The 16829-nt window shown below is 69.3% G+C and carries 13 protein-coding genes, 1 tRNA gene and 1 pseudogene; 10 read left to right on the forward strand and 5 right to left on the reverse strand.

The window, feature by feature from the left end; translation table 11 throughout:
* Nucleotides 1–261: 261 nt before the first annotated feature.
* From J0695_RS25635 to ssuE, 8 genes and pseudogenes are all read left to right on the forward strand, one after another.
* Nucleotides 262–1836 carry an ABC transporter substrate-binding protein gene (locus J0695_RS25635; protein WP_206965716.1) on the forward strand — a complete coding sequence of 525 codons (1575 nt, stop codon included), beginning with the start codon at nucleotides 262–264 and terminating at the stop codon, nucleotides 1834–1836.
* Nucleotides 1837–1875: 39 nt separating this feature from the next.
* Complete coding sequence (locus tag J0695_RS25640) at nucleotides 1876–2904, forward strand: ABC transporter permease (protein ID WP_206965718.1); 1029 nt, start codon at nucleotides 1876–1878, stop codon at nucleotides 2902–2904.
* A gap of 3 nt (nucleotides 2905–2907) precedes the next feature.
* A pseudogene (locus J0695_RS25645) lies at nucleotides 2908–3805 on the forward strand (ABC transporter permease).
* Entirely contained in the window at nucleotides 3805–4698 is an 894-nt protein-coding gene (locus J0695_RS25650; RefSeq protein WP_206965720.1) for an ABC transporter ATP-binding protein, read from the forward strand. The pseudogene J0695_RS25645 and the gene J0695_RS25650 overlap by 1 nt, the downstream one beginning before the upstream one ends.
* Nucleotides 4695–5522, forward strand: coding sequence for an ABC transporter ATP-binding protein (locus J0695_RS25655; protein WP_206965722.1), 828 nt, complete (start codon nucleotides 4695–4697; stop codon nucleotides 5520–5522). The genes J0695_RS25650 and J0695_RS25655 overlap by 4 nt, the downstream gene beginning before the upstream one ends.
* A 26-nt stretch (nucleotides 5523–5548) precedes the next feature.
* Nucleotides 5549–6889, forward strand: a complete 1341-nt coding sequence (locus tag J0695_RS25660; protein WP_206965724.1) for an LLM class flavin-dependent oxidoreductase — start codon at nucleotides 5549–5551, stop codon at nucleotides 6887–6889.
* A 30-nt stretch (nucleotides 6890–6919) separates the two neighbouring features.
* Complete coding sequence (locus J0695_RS25665; protein ID WP_206965725.1) at nucleotides 6920–7687, forward strand: alpha/beta hydrolase; 768 nt, start codon at nucleotides 6920–6922, stop codon at nucleotides 7685–7687.
* A gap of 67 nt (nucleotides 7688–7754) precedes the next feature.
* The gene (ssuE, locus tag J0695_RS25670; protein WP_206965727.1) at nucleotides 7755–8312 is read left to right on the forward strand and encodes an NADPH-dependent FMN reductase; all 558 of its coding nucleotides are present in this window, start codon (nucleotides 7755–7757) and stop codon (nucleotides 8310–8312) included.
* Between the two features lie 78 nt (nucleotides 8313–8390).
* Here ssuE and J0695_RS25675 read toward each other — a convergent pair whose 3' ends face one another.
* Nucleotides 8391–9899: an arabinofuranosidase catalytic domain-containing protein gene (locus J0695_RS25675; RefSeq protein ID WP_206965729.1), complete on the reverse strand. Its 1509-nt coding sequence runs from the start codon at nucleotides 9897–9899 to the stop codon at nucleotides 8391–8393.
* Nucleotides 9900–10143: 244 nt separating this feature from the next.
* Nucleotides 10144–10217, reverse strand: a tRNA-Pro gene (locus J0695_RS25680).
* A 128-nt stretch (nucleotides 10218–10345) separates the two neighbouring features.
* Between J0695_RS25680 and J0695_RS25685 the strand changes: the two genes are divergently transcribed.
* Together J0695_RS25685 and J0695_RS25690 are read left to right on the forward strand one after the other, a co-directional pair.
* Entirely contained in the window at nucleotides 10346–11020 is a 675-nt protein-coding gene (locus J0695_RS25685; RefSeq protein ID WP_206965731.1) for a thiamine pyrophosphate-binding protein, read from the forward strand.
* A gap of 25 nt (nucleotides 11021–11045) precedes the next feature.
* Complete coding sequence (locus tag J0695_RS25690; protein WP_206965733.1) at nucleotides 11046–11951, forward strand: transketolase family protein; 906 nt, start codon at nucleotides 11046–11048, stop codon at nucleotides 11949–11951.
* 52 nt (nucleotides 11952–12003) lie between these two features.
* Here the strand turns inward: J0695_RS25690 and J0695_RS25695 are convergent, their stop codons facing one another.
* The 3 genes from J0695_RS25695 to J0695_RS25705 all read right to left on the reverse strand — a co-directional run.
* A complete protein-coding gene (locus J0695_RS25695) occupies nucleotides 12004–13191 on the reverse strand; it encodes a Gfo/Idh/MocA family protein (protein ID WP_206965735.1) in 1188 nt (395 codons plus the stop codon).
* A gap of 51 nt (nucleotides 13192–13242) precedes the next feature.
* Nucleotides 13243–15438, reverse strand: a complete 2196-nt coding sequence (locus J0695_RS25700) for a galactose-binding domain-containing protein (RefSeq protein WP_206965737.1) — start codon at nucleotides 15436–15438, stop codon at nucleotides 13243–13245.
* Nucleotides 15435–16829, reverse strand: a 1395-nt coding sequence (locus J0695_RS25705) for a M1 family metallopeptidase (RefSeq protein WP_206965739.1), incomplete at its 5' end; no start/stop codon positions are given. The genes J0695_RS25705 and J0695_RS25700, both read right to left, overlap by 4 nt.

Here is a 16829-nt window from a genome sequence, read left to right on the forward strand (position 1 = left end):
GTGTGGTGTGCCGCTACGTGGACCTGCGGCGTACCTCCAGCGCTCTCTGTCGCGCCTCGTCGCTCCCCTTCCTTACGTATCCCGGTCGTCCCCGCGATCCGCCGACGCCTCACGCCTCCGTACGGCATGCCCCCGTGTGCACCGAAGCCCACACCGGCATGTCCATCCCGGCATGAGCACGCGTCCGGCTCCGGGGCGGACCGCTCGCGCTCCCGACTCACCGCCCTGACACGGGTCGGAGCCTTCGAAGAGAGAAAAAAGATGTCCGGACGACTCACGCCCCGCCGCCCCAGACTGAACCTTCCCTCCTTCCGACGACCCGGCCGACTGCGTGCCGCGGCCCTGGGCACCGCCCTCGTCTCCGTACTCGCCCCCACCGTCAGCGCCTGCGGCGGTGACGCCGCATCAGCCAGTGGCAGCGGCGGGCTGAAGTGGACCTCCTCGTACTTCCCCGCCCACTGGGATCCGGTGGTCAGCGGCAGTGGCGCACAGTTCCGTGAACTCTCCTTGGTGTACGCCTCGTTGACCCGCACCGACGAGAACGGCAAGGCCGTCCCGGATCTGGCCAAGAGCTGGGAGTACAACGCCAAGGGCGACCAGATCACGTTCCATCTGCGCCCCGGCCTGAAGTTCAGCGACGGTGCGACGGTCGACGCCGCCGCCGTGAAGGCCGCCATCGAGCGGGCCAAGAAGCAGAAGAACTCCGCGCTCTTCGGGGACCTCACCTCGATCAAGTCGGTCGACGCCCAGGGTCTCGACGCGGTGATCAAGCTCAGTCAGGTCGACTACCAGATCCCCCAACTGCTCGGTGAGCGCGTCCTGCAGATCGCCAGCCCCAAGGCGGCCGCCTCCCCGGACAAGCTGGACCGGAGCCCGGTCGGCGCAGGACCGTTCATCGTCACGCAGCTCGTGCCGGGCACCAAGGCCGTCCTCAAGAAGAACCCGGGCTACTGGGACGCGGCGAACATCCACATCGACAACGTCGAGCTGACCTCGGCCCCCGACGCCTCCACGGTCGTCTCCGGCCTGCAGACCGGGGTCTACAACTTCGCCGACATCGCGCCCAGTCAGGCGGACGCCGCCAAGAAGGCCGGCCTCGACGTCTTCGTCCAGCCAGGCTTCAACGCCTCCAACCTCAGCCTCAACGTCAACAAGGCGCCGTTCAACAACGACAAGGTCGTCGACGCGGTCCGCTATGCGGTCAACCGCAAGGAGTTCGTCGACAAACTGACCTTCGGCTACGGCCAGGCGACCAACCAGCCCTTCCCCAAGGGTTACGTGGCCTACGACCCCCGGTCGGAGAACGCCTACGCCTACGACCCGGCGAAGTCGAAGAAGCTCCTCGCCGAGGCCGGCTACCAAGCGGGCGCGCTCAAGCTCAATCTCGTCATCCCGGCGGAAGACCCCCAGGCGGAGATCGTCCAGGCGCAGTTGGCGAAGGTCGGCATCACCGTCACCATCAAGATCGACAAGAACTGGGCCACCCCGTTCTTCGCCAAGGACCTGACGTTCTCGCTCTACGGAACCACCGGGCGTGACTCCGCGGCGCAGACCCTCACCGCGCACTTCGGCCCGAACGGCCCGCTCAACCTCGGCTCGCCCTACGAGCCGGCCGGCTTCGAGGCGGCCATCGCCAAGGTCCGCCAGACACCGCTGGACTCGCCGGACTACGCGAAGGTCCTGCAAGCGGCGACCCGGGCCGGCCTGCAGGGCAAGGCACTTGTCTTCACGTACTCCTCCCCCAATCTCATCGCCAAGAGCAAGTCCATCTCCGGGCTGCCGAAGAACCCGGCCCACATCGACTGGACCGGCGTGACCATCGCCGGCGCCAACTGACACTCCGTCCATGACAGAGCCACAGAGAGGGGGCAACCCATGACGACGGTGGAGGCACCACCCACGCCCGGCGTCCGTCGCGGGGGCGCAGCGGCCAGAACACGGCACACACTGGGCCGCGTCCTGGTCACCCTCGCCCGGTCGATCGCGATCTTCGTGCCCGTCTTCCTGGTCGCGACGTTCGTGACGTTCGCACTGCGGTCCCTGAGCGGGCTCAGCCCGGCGCGGATCCAGCTGGGCGAGGAAGCAACTCCCGAAGCCATCGCGAGAGTTGAAGCCCAATGGGGCCTCGACCGGTCCTTCCTGGTCCAGTACGGGGACTGGTTCAGCGGAGTCCTGCACGGGCAGCTCGGCACCAGCTGGACCAACGGCGCCGACATCTCCACCCTCATCGGTCTCGGCCTGGGCGTGAGCCTGTCGGTGGCGACCTTCGCGCTGATCATCGGCGTGGTGGTGGGCTTCGCCCTCGGCACGCTCGCGGCGGTGCGGCGCACCACCTGGGTCGACCGCGCGGTCACGGGCTTTGTCACGGTGATCTCGGTGATGCCCGCCTTCGTCGTCGGCATCGTGCTGGTCTCGGTCCTGGCGGTGGGGCTGCACCTGTTCCCCTCCGCCGGTTACGTGCCTGCGGAGCAGGGGTTCGGCCCGTGGCTCGCCCACATCACCCTCCCCGCCGTGGCGCTGAGCTTCGACGTCATCGCCGACATCGCCCGCCAGCTGCGCTCCAGCCTCATCGCGGCGTACAGCGAGAACTACGTGACGGGAGCGGTGGTACGGGGCCTGAGTCCGCGCCGGATCTTCTTCGGCCATGTGCTGCGCAACGGGCTCGGGCCGACGCTCGCCACGCTCGGTCTGAAGGTCCCCTCTCTGGTCGGCGCCTCCGTCGTCACCGAATGGATCTTCGGCCTGCAGGGCTTCGGCCGGTTCGCCAACGACGCGGCCCAGGCCGGCGACGTACCGGCGGTGCAGGGCGTCCTCGTGGTGTCGATCGTCCTGGTCGTCACCTTCAACCTGATCGTCAACCTGGTGCTGGCACGCGTGACGCCGGCATCGCAGAGGGGGGTGTGACCCATGGTGCGCCGCGTGCTCGCCCTCACGTCCGGCCGGATCGCCCTGTCCATCCTCGCCGTGATCGCACTGCTGGCCGTTCTCGGACCGCTGATCGCCCCGCAGGACCCTCTCGCCACCAGCGACGCGACGCTGGCCGCCACCTCGGGAGCCCACTGGCTGGGGAGACTACCTCGGTCGTGATGTGCTCAGCCGCCTCCTCGACGGCTCCCGTATCAGCGTGCTCGGCTCGCTCGAAGTCGCACTCACGGCACTGGGCGTCGGCGCCGTCCCCGGCATCCTGTCGGTCTACCTCGGACGGGTCTTCGAATGGATCACCCTCCGGCTGGCCGACACGCTGGTCGCCCTGCCCTTCCTGCTGTTCGCCGTCGCCGTCATCGCCCTGCTCGGCAACGGCATCACCCAGGCGATGCTGGTCACGGGGGTGCTGGTCTCCCCGCTGTTCTACCGCGTGGCCCGTGCCGCCACGCTCTCGGTGGCCCGCTCGCAGTACGTGGAGGCCGCGCTCATCTCGGGCGCTTCCATCGGCTGGGTCGTACGACGCCATGTCTGGGCCAAGGTGCTTCCGCCCATCGCGGTCGCGCTCGCGCAGACCATCGGTGTCGGATTCGTCATCGTCTCGAGCCTGACCTTCCTGGGGATCGGCGTACAGCCGCCCGCGCCCACATGGGGCGGCCTGCTGGCCTCGGACCTCGGCTACCTCAGCCACCAGCCGTGGGCACCGCTCGCTCCCGCCCTGCTGATCATGATCACCGTCTGGGCCTGCAACCTGCTCGCCGACGCGATCCGCGACGTCTCGGGCGATGCGGGCCGCGCTCTGGTCAACGACCGTAAAGCCCGCGCCAACCGCCTCGCCGAGGCCGAGGCCGACCCCGCTCCCACTCCCGCTGGAGGTGCGTGATGCCGCCACTGTCCGAGAAGCTACTCACCCCGATCGAGGAAATTGACGAGCCCGGGCTCGGCGGCCCGGCCGGTCGACCGGCGCCGGTGCTGTCCCTGCGCGATGTACGCATCAAGGACCAGGCCGGCGGCCGTGAGCTCGTCCATGGCGTGAGCTTCACGCTCACCCCCGGCAAGGCCGTCGGCATCGTCGGCGAGTCCGGCAGCGGAAAGACCCTCACCTGCCGTGCCGCACTGGGCATCCTGCCCGCCCACTTCGAGATCTCCGGCGGTTCGGTCGCGATCGACGGCAGCGACATCGCGGATCTGACGCCCGCGCAGTGGACTGCTCTGCGGGGCGCCACGATCAGCGCGGTCTTCCAGGACCCTGCGTCCTACCTCAACCCCTCGATCCGGGTGGGCGCGCAGATCGCCGAGGTCATCCGGGTCAAGAAGGGGCTCAAGCGGCGCGAGGCACACCGGCGGGCGATCGAGCTGCTGAGGGCCGTGCATCTGCGGGACGCGGAGCTCGTCTGCAGCCAGTACACCTACGAACTCTCCGGCGGCATGCTCCAACGCGTCCTCATCGCGGCGGCGATAGCCGCCGACCCGCGGATCCTCATCGCCGACGAGGCGACGACCGCGCTCGACGTCACCGTGCAGGCCGAGATCCTCGACCTGCTGGCCGACCTGCGCGAACGGACCGGCCTTGCCCTCGTCGTGGTCTCCCACGACCTGGCCGTCGTCGCCCAGTTGTGCGACGAGGTCCTGGTCATGCGGGAGGGCGAAGTGGTCGAGCAGGGCCCGACCCGGGAGGTGCTCCACCACCCGCGGCACGCGTACACGCGGCTGCTGATCGCCGAGCACGAGCAGTACGGCCTGGAGAAGTTCCTCGCCACCAAGGAGGACGCATGAGCACCCGCCCGGTCCTTGAGGTGAAGGACCTCGATGTGCACTACGGGCTCCGCCGGCGCCGCCGCCGCGCCCTGCACGAGGTCTCGCTGAGCGTCGCGCCGGGCGAGACCGTCGGCATCATCGGCGAGACGGGCTCGGGCAAGTCCACGCTCGCGCGGGCCGCGCTCGGCCTGGTGCCGGTCTCGGCGGGCTCGATCGTCGTCGACGGCGAGGACGTCAGCTCGTACGGACACCGCCAGTGGCGCACCCTGCGTCGGCGCGGTGTGATCCAGTACGTGTTCCAGGACCCGCTGCGCAGCCTCGATCCGGACCTCACGATCGAGGCCTCCCTGGCCGAACCGCTGCTGATCCAGGGCATGTCCCGCGGCGAGGCGGCGGTACGGGTGCGCTCGTTCCTCTCCCGTGTCCGGCTCTCCGAGGACCTGCTCGACCGGTCGCCCGCTGAGCTCTCGGGCGGTCAGCGCCAGCGCGTGGCGGTGGCCAGGGCGCTGGTCACCGAACCACGTCTGATCATCCTCGACGAACCGGTCAGCGCCCTGGACTCCGCCAACCGCGTCCAGATCCTGCAGATCCTCAAGGAACTCCGCGGTGACGGAGTGGCCCTCGTCTTCATCTCCCACGACCTGGGGTCCGTCGCCGGGGTCGCCGACCGTATCGCCGTGCTGTACCAGGGCGAGCTGGTCGAGGCCGGCGCCGCCCGTGACGTCATCAGCCGGCCCCGGCACCCGTACACGCGCCTGCTCGTCAGTTCCGCGCCCACCTTGCACAGCGCACCGGCCGAACGGGCCGAACGCGAAGCGCTGCGCGCCCTGCTGCACGCCTGAACCCACAACAGACGGGAACACAAACCATGTCTCGCACGATCCATCTCGCGCTCCACCCCTACGGCGTCGGCGGCCCCGGCCAGCACGGCCTGTGGAAGGATCCGAGCGTCGCGAAGAACGCCAGCATCGACATCAACTACTACATCCAGCAGGCCCAGGCAGCCGAACACGCCCTCTTCGACGCGCTGTTCGTGGTCGACAGCCAGTTCATCAACTCCACCTACCCGGCGCACTACCTCAACCGTCTGGAGCCGCTCACCCTGCTCTCGGCGGTCGCCACCCACACCCGGCACATCGGCCTGGTCGGCACGGCGAGTTCCACGTACAACTCGCCGTTCAACCTCGCCCGCCGGTTCGCCTCGCTCGACCACATCAGCGGCGGCCGTGCCGGCTGGAACGTCGTGACCAGCTTCGACACCGGGACCTCCAGGAACTTCGGGCTCGACGAGCACCTCGACTACGCCACCCGCTACGGCCGTGCCCTGGAATTCGTCCAGGTCGCCCGTGGTCTCTGGGACTCCTACGAGGACGACGCCTTCCCCGCCGACGTGTCGCGCAACGTCTTCCTCGACCCGTCCAAGCTGCACGAACTCCGCCATGAGGGCGAGCACTTCAAGGTGGCAGGGCCGCTCAACCTCTCCCGCTCCCCGCAGGGCCAGCCGGTGATCTTCCAGGCCGGGGTGTCCGAGGAGGGCCGCGACCTGGCCGCACAGGTCGCCGAGGGAATCTACGCGCCGGGCGGCACGCTCCAGCAGGCGCAGGAGTACTACGCCGACATCAAGAAGCGCACCGCTTCGTACGGCCGCGACCCCGACCACATCAAGATCTTCATCCACGGAAGCCCGGTCGTCGCAGCCACCGACGAGGCCGCCCGTCGCCGTGAGCGGGAGATCTTCGAGGAGGACAACGACTTCGACCGTAACCTCGCCCTGCTCGGCCGTTCCTTCGGCGCGTACGACTTCAGCGTGCACGACCTGGACGCGCCGTTCCCGGACGTCGCGCACCTCGCCGAGAAGGGCGGCCGCACGGGTGCCGCGAAGCTCCTCGAGCGGGCCAGGACCGAGAACCTGACGCTTCGTCAAATCGCGGAGTCCGTCAACTCGTTCCGCCAGTCGCCGTTCGTCGGATCGCCGGGGACGGTCGCCGACACCATCGAGCAGTGGTTCGACGCCGGCACCTTCGACGGCATCAACCTCGCTTTCCGTACCACCGGTGAACTGAACCTCTTCGTCGACGGCGTCGTCCCGATCCTGCAGAAGCGCGGGCTCTTCCGCACCGAGTACGCGGCCGACACCCTGCGCGGCAACCTCGGCCTGCCCGTCCCGGACAACCGCCACACCCGCGAGCCCCAGCTCGTGAACGACTGACGGCCGTGTCCACCAGAGCAGGAGTATGAGATGACCGAATACAGCGACCACCACGGCCCCGAGGGCCTCCGCACACGCGGCACGATCCTCGTGGTGCCCGGCCGCGGTGAGACCCGGGCGACCTACGCACGTTTGGGAAAGCGGCTCGCCGCCGACGCCTATCGCGTCCGGGTGATAGACACCCCGGCTCTCGACGCCGATGACCTCACCGCTTCCCTCTCCGCCTTCGCCGCCCGACTCGCCGATGCCGTCGAGGGCACCGCACCCGATGACGGTCTGGTCCGACCCGTCGTCCTCGTCGGAGCCGACTCGGGTGCCGCGGCGATCGCCGCGCTCCTCGGCCGGACGGATCCACCGGCCGACTGGCAGCCGGACGCCGTAGTCCTCGCGGGCCTTCCAGGCGAGACCGCCGACACGGTCGGCACCTGGGACCTTGAGCTCGACGTCCGCACCTCCTGCCCCACCCACCGGAGCACGCTCACCCAGGACCCCCAGGTGCGGCGCGGCTCACTCGACGACGCGGTGCCAGGCGCCGTACTCACCGCGGCCTACGACAGCGAGACCGCCGTCCCCACCCTGTTCCTCGTCGGCGACGCCGATCCCCTCGCCGACCACGAGGCACTCACACGTACAGCGAAATCACTGCCCGCCGCCCGCCTCTCGATCGTTCACAGCGCTCATCACGACGTCCTCAACGATCTCCAGCACCGCTCGGTGTCAGCCGAGGTCGTCACCTTCCTCGAAACGCTGCGCAACGAGCTGCGGCCGTTGATATCGGTGCAGTCGAGCGCCTGGTGAGCACCCGTCGACCGAAGCGATCCCCCTCACTCGGTACGCCCGAACCCCACCCCAGGAAGGTTCCTTCATGGCCGTGATCCTGTCCGTCTCCGGCAGCCCCTCCCCCACCTCCCGCACCACCCGGCTTCTGCGCCACCTGGACGACCGGCTCCGCCTCCAGGGCCACGAGGTGACCTCGCTGGAGGTGCGCACCCTTCCCGCCCACGCGCTGCTCGGCGCCGACTTCCAGCATCCGGCGATCGTCGGTGCCGCAGCCCTGTTCGCGCAGGCGGACGGGGTGGTGATCGGAACCCCCGTATACAAGGCCGCCTACTCGGGCCTGCTGAAGTCGCTCCTCGACCTGCTCCCGCAGTACGCACTCGCGGGCAAGACCGTGCTCCCCCTGGCCACCGGCGGCAGCACGGCCCACGTTCTGGCCATCGACTACGCGCTGCGTCCGGTACTGAGTTCCATGGGGGCGGCACACATCGTGCCCGGCTGGTTCACCCTCGACAAGGACATCACCATCGGAACCGACGGCACACCCACCATCGCCCCCGCTGCCGCGGCGGCGCTGGAACAGGTCACCGACGATTTCTCCACCGCGCTGAGAGGCCGGATCGCCGCCCTCACACCCACAGGGTGATCATGAGCGCATGGGCCGGGGCCCGGGAACGATGTTCCCGGACCCCGGTCGCCGTCGGCCCCTCAGGACCTCAGGACCTCAGTGCAGCGTGAACTTCTGGGCGGCGGAGCCGTTGCAGTCCCAGATCTGCAGGCGGGTCCCGTTGGCAGTCGCTCCGCTCGGAGAGTCCAGGCAGCGGCCGGACTGCGGATTGCGCAGCGAACCGTCGGCCTGCTGATTCCAGACCTGGCCGCCGACGCCGTTGCAGTCCCACAGCTCGACCTTGGCGCCGTTGGCCGTCCCGTTCCCGATGATGTCCAGGCAGCGACTGATGGTGCTCAGCGAGGCGTTGGTGTGGTGCCGCCAGTACTGGTCCTCGGCGTAGGACTGGCAGTTCCACAGCTGGACGGCCGACCCGTTCACACCCGTGTCGTCGGCGGCGACGTCGACGCACTGCCCGCCCGGCCCTGTGATGGTCCCCTGCGGACCATTGGGAACGTTGGTCTGGCCCGAGTAGCCGACCGACACGATGTTCGCCTGCACCGCGTTCTCGGCGGCGTCGGTCGGATAGCCGGAGGTCATCACGCCCTCGAAGAACGTCCCCATGTTCCAGTTGCTGTTGTCTCCGCCGGTGCCCAGGATGATGCCGCCCTCCTGGTGCATCGGCTTGTAGCCGCCGCGTGTCGGCAGCGAACCGTTCCACCAGGTCGTCAGGGCGCCGCTCTGCGAGTTGCCGCCCTTCAGCGCGTAGGTGGTCTGCCCGTTGTTCTTGAGGACGGCCGTGACGAACGCGCTCTTGTTACCGGTGTTCGCCGTGTTGGAGCCGTTGTCGCCCTGGAACATGCCGTTCTCCAGGTCGGCTTCGATCCAGGGGCCCGAACCGGTGCACGGTGCGAAGTAGCACGTGGTGGCGATGGACACCGCGTCCATGTGACCGTTTCCCGTATCGGCCGGTGTGCTCTCCGCGTTGCCGTAGTCGAAGCAGCAGGCCGATCCGACGTGGGTCCCGCTGGCCACCATGTAGGCGCCCTCGGCCTGCCCGTTCACGGCGACGCCGGATGCCGCTCCCGTGGACCGGTAGCCAACGCCCGGAGAGATCCAGATGCCGTACACCTTGTGACCGCCGGCCGTGACGGAGAGCTCGGCCGCATCCGCCCCTCGGTCGGCGCCCATGCCGGCAGTGCCCGCCGGGCCCGGTGTGAGGTTGTTGTGGCGCGAGGTCTGGTCATAGACCTTCGTGATCCGGCACGTGCTCTCTCCGCAGAAGGTGTCCTGTTGCGCGGCGTTCGCATAGCCGCCCGGGGAGAGGAGTCCGATGTCTGCGGTGGCGCCGTCCGAGGCACGGGTGACCTGGTACAGCGGACCGCTGTACGAGGAGATGAGCGCGCGCACGGTGCTGTGCGCGGCGACACAGGGAGTGCCGGCGGAACCGTAGATGTCGCACGGCAGGGAACCGGCGGCCTGGGCCGTGCCGGGAAGGGCGATCAGGGCACTGACGAAGAGCCCGACGGCGGCCGCGACAGCGAGCAGGGCCCGGCGGTATCGGGGGACGAGTGATCGCACGACGGCTTGGCCGTCTCTCACATCAGCAGATCTCGTTCTGCGCATGGCGTGCTCCTTGCAGGGGGAAGGGAGCTCCAACTGATCTGCGTGACAGCGCAGTTCACGCTGCGACGAGTGGCACGGAAGTTACGCCCACTGGTCGGTTGCGTCAATAATTGTTGCTTCTCTTCTCCCGGCCGCGCCATGTTGTCCGGTTCTGTTGCCTTCATGCGGCAGCCAGGGCCGGAAACGAGTTCAGGGGCCGTATCGGAAGATTCCGATACGGCCCCTGAACTGCGACTCTTTCGAGTCGGGACGACAGGATTTGAACCTGCGACCCCTTGACCCCCAGTCAAGTGCGCTACCAAGCTGCGCCACGTCCCGATGCCCGTGTGACCTGGGGTTTCCCCCGTGGCCGAACGCGCATGAGAACGATACCGCACTTCGGACCGTGGTCACGAACCCCTTTCCCGCTTGACCTCAAGTCCACTTGAGGTAGCACTGTCGTCTGCATGACAAAGGACCTGTACAGGCTGATGGCCCTGATGACGGGCGACGAGAAACACGGACCCGCGGCGACCTCGACGCTCGATGCGATCTGGGTGCTCTACGACCGCGTGCTGCGCGTCACACCAAAGACGGTCGACGCGCCGGGACGGGACCGGTTCCTGCTCTCCAAGGGGCACGGGCCCATGGCGTACTACGCGGTGCTCGCCGCGAAGGGGTTCATCGACGAGGCGCTGCTGCCGGGGTTCGGGGCGTACGACTCCCCGCTCGGCCACCATCCGGACCGGCTGCTCGTGCCGGGAGCCGAGATCGGGAGCGGGTCGCTGGGGCACGGGCTGCCGATCGGGGTGGGGACTGCGCTGGGGCTGCGCGCACAGGGCCTGACCGATGCGCGGGTGTGGGTGCTGATCGGGGACGCGGAGATGGACGAGGGCTCGGTGCACGAGGCGATCGCGTACGCCGGGCCCGCCGGACTGGAGCAGCTGCACACCGTGGTCATCGACAACGCCTCTGCAAGGTACGGGCACGCCGGCGGGATCGCCGCGCGGTTCGAGGCGGGCGGCTGGTCCGTGCGGACCGTCGACGGACGCGATCACGACGCGCTGTACGAGGCGTACACCGCACCGCACCCGGGCCGTCCGCACGTCGTCGTCGCCCGCGTCGAACCCAAGAACGCCTGAGACACCGAGAGAGGGAATCACTGTCATGGACACCATGCGTGAGCGTTTCATCTCGACCGCTTCGAGGCTGCTGGACGAGGACCCCCGGCTCGCCGTCGTACTGGCCGACATCAGCAGCGACGGCTTCAAGGAGACCGCCCAGAAGCACCCGGACCGCGTGATCAACGTAGGAATCCGGGAGCAGCTGCTGGTGGGCGCCGGCGGCGGGCTCGCGCTCGCCGGGATGCGGCCGGTCATGCACACCTTCGCCAGCTTCCTGGTGGAGCGGCCGTTCGAGCAGGTCAAGCTGGATCTCGGGCATCAGGGTGTGGGCGGGGTGCTGGTGAGTGCCGGGGGCTCGTACGACTGGCCTGCCGGGGGCTTCACCCATATGGCGCCGGGCGATGTGGCACTCCTCGACACCCTCGACGGGTGGACCGTGCATGTGCCGGGCCACCCCGACGAGGCCGAGACCCTGCTGCGCCGCGCGGTGCAGGGGGACGACCTGGTCTACGTACGGCTGTCCCTGCCGAGCAACCAGCAGGCGCGGCCCGTGACCGGAGCCGGATTCCTCACCCTGCGCGAGGGGCACGGGGGTGTGGTCGTGGCCGTCGGGCCGATGCTCGACGCGGTGCTCGCCGCCACCGAGGACATGGACGTGACCGTCCTGTACGCGACGACCGTGCGGCCCTTCGACGACGCGGCGCTGCGGTGGGCGGCGGGCTCCCCCGACCGGGCCGACGTGGTGATCGTCGAGCCGTATCTCGCCGGGACGTCGACCGCCGCGGCGAACGACGCCCTGAACGATGTCCCGCACCGGGTACTCGGGCTCGGTATCGGACGGGCCGAGCTGCGGCGATACGGACAGATCGAGGAGCACCTCGCGGCCCAGGGCCTGGACCCGGTGTCACTGCGTGCGCGGATCGGCGCGTTCCTGCGGCCGGCCGGGTGACCGGCCCTCCCGCCGGCGCCACCCCGGATGGGTTGACGCCCGGCGGGGCAGGTCAGGACGCGTGCACCTGTCCTCGCTCGAAGTAGGCGATCAGCTCCGGATCGAGGGGCTGGACCTGGCGGGGGGTCCCGCCGTCGCGGAGCGACTCGGTCGCCAGTACGCCTGCCGCCACGGCCATCCGGGCCGCGACCGGTGAGGTCTCGGTGGGGCCGCCCTCCCGTGCGAAGCGTACGAACTCGTCCATCAGGAGCGGGTCCGCGCCGCCGTGGCCCGCGTTGTCCTGGGCCTCGGGTACGGGGTGGATCTCGTCGGCCTCACGGTGGACCGAGCGGTGAGTGTTCCAGACCTTGACGTGGCCGCCGGGGCCGTCGCCGAAGTTCTCCAGGCGGCCCGCGTCACCGATGACGGTGTAGTTGCGCCAGTAGTCGGGGGTGAAGTGGCACTGCTGGTACGAGGCCAACACCCCGTTGTCCAGGCGCATGTTGAGGAGCGAGACGTCCTCGACGTCGATGACCGGGTTGAGATCGCGCTGCGTGTGCGGCGGCCAGTGGCCGTCCTTGGTGTACCAGTCGGCTGCCTTGGGCTCGCCGGGCTCGCGGCGGTGCGGGTTGTCGCCGTAGACCATCAGGTCGCCCATGGCCTGCACGTCGCGCGCGTAGCCGCCGGCGAGCCAGTGCAGGACATCGATGTCATGCGCGCCCTTCTGGAGGAGCAGGCCGGTGGTGTGGCGGCGCTCGGCGTGCCAGTCCTTGAAGTACCAGTCGCCGCCGTAGCCGACGAAGTGCCGCACCCACACGGTCTTCACCTCGCCGATGGTGCCCTTGGAGATGAGGTCGCGCATCAGGCGGACCACCGGCATATGGCGCATGTTGTGGCCGATGTAGAGGCGGGTGCCGGTCTCGTACGCGGTGCGCAGGATCTCGTCGCAGCGCTCGACCGTGATGTCCAGGGGCTTCTCGACGAAGACCGGCTTGCCCGCGCGCAAGGCCTCGCAGGCGAGGTCGGCGTGGGTGTGATCGGGGGTGAGGACGAGGACCGCGTCGACGTCCGGATCCTCGACGACCTTGCGGTGGTCGGTGGATATGAGGGCGCCGGGGAAGGCCATGGCCGCCTCCGTACGGGCTGTGGCGTCGAGGTCCGCGAGCACGCTGATGCGGGAGCCCGCCCCGGGGCGGTGGGCCGTGCGCGCGAGGCTGCCGCGTAGGCCGTAACCGAGGACGCCGATACGGAGGTCGGACATGATCTTCCTTCGCTTGTACGGGTGTTACGGGTGGCGCTGATCTTGTGGACTCTACGGGTGGACGTTCACCTGAGCCAGAGCCACGCGACCCGTCCCAGTGAGCTTGATCCGTACGAACCGGCCATGCGTGTCGGTGTTCAGCAGGCTCGGCCCCTGCGCCTTGCCGGTGATGTGGACCGTGGTGGCGTCCGTGAAGTCGGCGGTGTCGGCGAACTGCACGTCGAAGTCGGCCGTCGGCATCCCCGACGCGTTCCAGATCTCGGTCTGGCCGATGTGCCGGACGCTTCCGAGGTCGACCTGCCACCAGGCGCCGGGCTCCGAGAGCGTCTTGGTGGCGGTGTTGGTGATGTTCCCGTCGAGGGCGAGGTCCGCGGTGTTCGTTCCGTCCGTGGAGGACTGGGTGGCTGTTCCCGTACGGGCGAGATCGCGGCGCAGCTGCTCGACCCGGCCACCGTGCGGGCCGGCCGACGAGGCGACCTTCAGCGCCTCGGCGGGGAGGCGGTCGAGGCCCTCGTGGTTGTCGAGCAATTGGGATCCTGTGCCGGACAGCGGCGGGACCACGGTCTCGGCCCAGTTGGCTCGGGCGGTGTTCTGGATGCCGTAATCCGCCCAGTTGGAGACCCACTTGCCGCCGGTGCGGGTGATCACGTTGTTCTCTACGAGGATGTGGGAGGACTGCTCGTCGAGGTAGACGCCGTTGCCGTCGCGCTCGGTGTTCTCGTACGCGCTGCGGTTGATGTAGTTGCCGGAGATCACCGTGCCGGGCTGGGCACCCTGGGTGTAGATCGCGCCACCGTCGTGCTGGGCGTCCTTGACCTGCATGACGTTGGTGATCCGGTTGTTGGTGATCTTGTTGTCGCGCAGCACGGACTTCTGCGCCTCGGGCTGATTCCAGCCCCAGCCGACGGAGATCCCGGCGTACGGGAGCTGGTCGAGGCTGTTGCGGTCGAGGGTCAGACCGGCTTCGTAGCCCGCCCAGATGCCGACCGCGTCGGTGTACTCGACGCCCGTGCGCAGGATCGTGTTGTACGCGAACGTGTTGTCCACGCCCGCGAGTTCGGGCGCCGGGTTCGGTTCGGTGTCACCGATGTACGCGGCCCCGGACGAGAGGTCGGTGAAGGACGAGCGGGTGATCCCCGACTCCTGGGTGCCGGCTTCGAGGATCACCCCCGCCCCACCGAGGTGGGTGAACGACGCCCGGTCGACGGCGACGTCACGGCCGCCGCGCACGGTGAGCGCGGCGGACGGCTTGGTGTAGTAGCGGCCCGCGTGGTCGACGGGCCCGGTGGCGCCGGTGAGGGTGAGGCCGGACTGCATCCCGGCGTAGCCCTCGTCGGTGCCCGGCTGGCGGTAGGCGGCGTACACGAAGCCGATGCCACGGACGGTGACGTCGTGGGCGCCGTCGATGGTGAGCAGCTGCTCGGTGGAGGGCGTGACGGCTGCCGCGCGGCGCATGTTCTCGCCCTTGCGCGGAAGGTAGGTGACTGTGCGCGCGGCCGAGTCGTAGGTGAACTCGCCCGACTGGTCGAGGAGTTCGGGTGCGTTCTCGAAGAAGGCGACGCCCGAGTAGCGCGAGGAGTCCACGGTGGTGGTGTCCCAGGCGGGGCCTGTCCGGTCGGTGCCGCCGGAGGAGTTGGTCCAGCAGGGCTGGGCGAAGGTCATGATGTCGCCGGTGACCTCGGTGATACGGCAGTGGTAGTTGCGCCAGCGGACCTTGATGACGGCTTCGGCGTCGGTGGGGCGCTTCCAGTCCGCGATGCCGGTGGCCTTGGCTCCGGTCATGCCGGTCTTGGTCGCGTCGCAGACCGTGGCGGCGCAGGCGCCGCCACGGGCCGGGGTGGCGCGCTGTCCGTCGATGAAGAGCTGACGCGGGGTGACGCCTTCGGGGGCGCGGGCACTCCAGGTGCCGTCGGCCGCCTCGGTCCAGCCCGTGAGCGTCACACCGCCGGAGAGGACCGGGCGGGCGCCGGGTGCGGCGGCCCAGGTGGTGCCGGAGTCGGCGGAGGTCAGCTTCAGGGCTTCGGTGCGCGTGTACGTACCGCCGGCGAGCTCGATCCGTACGCCGCCGTGGAGGGTCTGCGCCTTGTCTCGTGCGGCGTCCAGCGAGCAGGGCCGGCTGTGGGTGCAGGCCGTGCCGGTGCCGTGCGGGGAGGCCTGCAGGACCGGGGAGTCGGCGGCCTGGGCCACCGGTGCCGTGGCCAGCAGGGCGGCGGCAGCGGTGAGCGCGGTGGCGAGGCGGCGGTTCATGCGGCTGCCTTCCAGTCGGGGTGGCCGGGCATGGGCGGGTTGACGGCGCCGAAGAGCCAGTCGCGGAGGAAGGGGTCGAGCGTGCGGTCGCCGGTGACCTCGACGGTGTGCTGGATGAAGAGCTCGCTGGTGTAGGTGGAGTCCTTGTGGCGCTTCACCCACTCGCGCATGATGCGGTCGAACTGCCGTTGTCCTGCCTGGAGGTTGAGGGCGTAGAGGACGAGGGCGCCGCCGTCGTAGATGTTGGTGCCGCCCAGGGCCTTGGGCCGTCCGGGCGGGCCGTCGGTGGCGCGGACCGCGTCGAGTTTCTCGTACGTCGCCTTCATCTTGTCCTCGACGACGGACCAGCCGCGCTCCTGGCTGTACACGGCGGCGTAATAGGTGGCGGGGCCCTCGTTGAGCCAGGCCTGCTGCCAGTCGTTGGGCGTGACGGAGTCGCCGAACCACTGGTGGGTGAGCTCGTGGACCATGGTGTTCTCGTACGTCGGATTGCCGTCCGCGTTGAGCTTGAACCAGTTGGTGCCCATGAGGGTGAGCGTCTGGTTCTCCAGAGCGTCCGTATAGCCCCCGTAGATGTGGATGCCGTAGACCGAGAAGGGGTACTTTCCGAACTTCGCCTCCAGCCAGGCGAGATGGTCCGCGGTGCGGGCGACGATCGGCGCGTACGTGTCCTCCGCGCCCTGCGGGACGACGTGCCGCAGCGGGAGGCCGGTGTGGCTGGTGCCGTAGAGGTAGGTGCCCTTGACCACTGCGATGCCGAGGAGCTCGGTGGGCATGCGCTCGCGCAGGGCGAAGTGCCAGACGGTGGAGCCGTCGGCGCGCTTGTCCTTCCCGGTCAACTTGCCGTTGGCGGTGGCGACATAACCCTCGGGGGCGCTGATGTGGAAGGTCCACGTCGCCTTGTCGGAGGGGGTGTCGTTGCAGGGGAAGAACGTGTCGCAGCGCGAGGACTGGGTGGCCGACGCGAAACCGCCGTCCGCACCGAACCGCCAGCCGGTGACGCTGACCAGGGGGGCTTTGCCGTTGCCGTGGAAGTCGGCGACGACGGCGAACGCGTCGCCCTGGCGCAGCCGCCGGGCGGGGGTGACGGTCACCTCGTAGCCGGTGGTTCCGGTCTGGGTGATGCCGAAGTCCGCCGCTCTGCCGTCGACGGTGATCTTGTCGACCGTCGGCCCGTCGAGGTCGAGGTTGAAGCTGCTGAGGTCCTGTGTCGCCTTGGCCGACATCTTCACGGTGCCGGTGAAGTCGTAGGTGACAGGGGTGAAGTCGAAGGTCAGGTCGTAGTGGGTGACCTGGTAGCCGCCGTTGCCGAGAGTCGGGTAGAGCGGGTCGCCGACGCCGGGTGCGCCGGGCTCGGGGTCGAAACCGTGGGCCAGGGCGGGGGTGGAGAG

This window comes from Streptomyces beijiangensis (genome assembly GCF_017315755.1).
GTDB classification, from domain to species: Bacteria; Actinomycetota; Actinomycetes; order Streptomycetales; family Streptomycetaceae; genus Streptomyces; species Streptomyces beijiangensis.

Coding starts and splice junctions, on each gene's coding strand:
- J0695_RS25700 (WP_206965737.1), bottom strand. CDS start 15,438: ATGAACCGCCGCCTCGCCACCGCGCTCACCGCTGCCGCCGCCCTGCTG.
- J0695_RS25660 (WP_206965724.1), top strand. CDS start 5,549: ATGTCTCGCACGATCCATCTCGCGCTCCACCCCTACGGCGTCGGCGGC.
- J0695_RS25635 (WP_206965716.1), top strand. CDS start 262: ATGTCCGGACGACTCACGCCCCGCCGCCCCAGACTGAACCTTCCCTCC.
- J0695_RS25665 (WP_206965725.1), top strand. CDS start 6,920: ATGACCGAATACAGCGACCACCACGGCCCCGAGGGCCTCCGCACACGC.
- J0695_RS25675 (WP_206965729.1), bottom strand. CDS start 9,899: ATGCGCAGAACGAGATCTGCTGATGTGAGAGACGGCCAAGCCGTCGTG.
- J0695_RS25640 (WP_206965718.1), top strand. CDS start 1,876: ATGACGACGGTGGAGGCACCACCCACGCCCGGCGTCCGTCGCGGGGGC.
- J0695_RS25695 (WP_206965735.1), bottom strand. CDS start 13,191: ATGTCCGACCTCCGTATCGGCGTCCTCGGTTACGGCCTACGCGGCAGC.
- J0695_RS25655 (WP_206965722.1), top strand. CDS start 4,695: ATGAGCACCCGCCCGGTCCTTGAGGTGAAGGACCTCGATGTGCACTAC.
- ssuE (WP_206965727.1), top strand. CDS start 7,755: ATGGCCGTGATCCTGTCCGTCTCCGGCAGCCCCTCCCCCACCTCCCGC.
- J0695_RS25650 (WP_206965720.1), top strand. CDS start 3,805: ATGCCGCCACTGTCCGAGAAGCTACTCACCCCGATCGAGGAAATTGAC.
- J0695_RS25685 (WP_206965731.1), top strand. CDS start 10,346: ATGACAAAGGACCTGTACAGGCTGATGGCCCTGATGACGGGCGACGAG.
- J0695_RS25690 (WP_206965733.1), top strand. CDS start 11,046: ATGGACACCATGCGTGAGCGTTTCATCTCGACCGCTTCGAGGCTGCTG.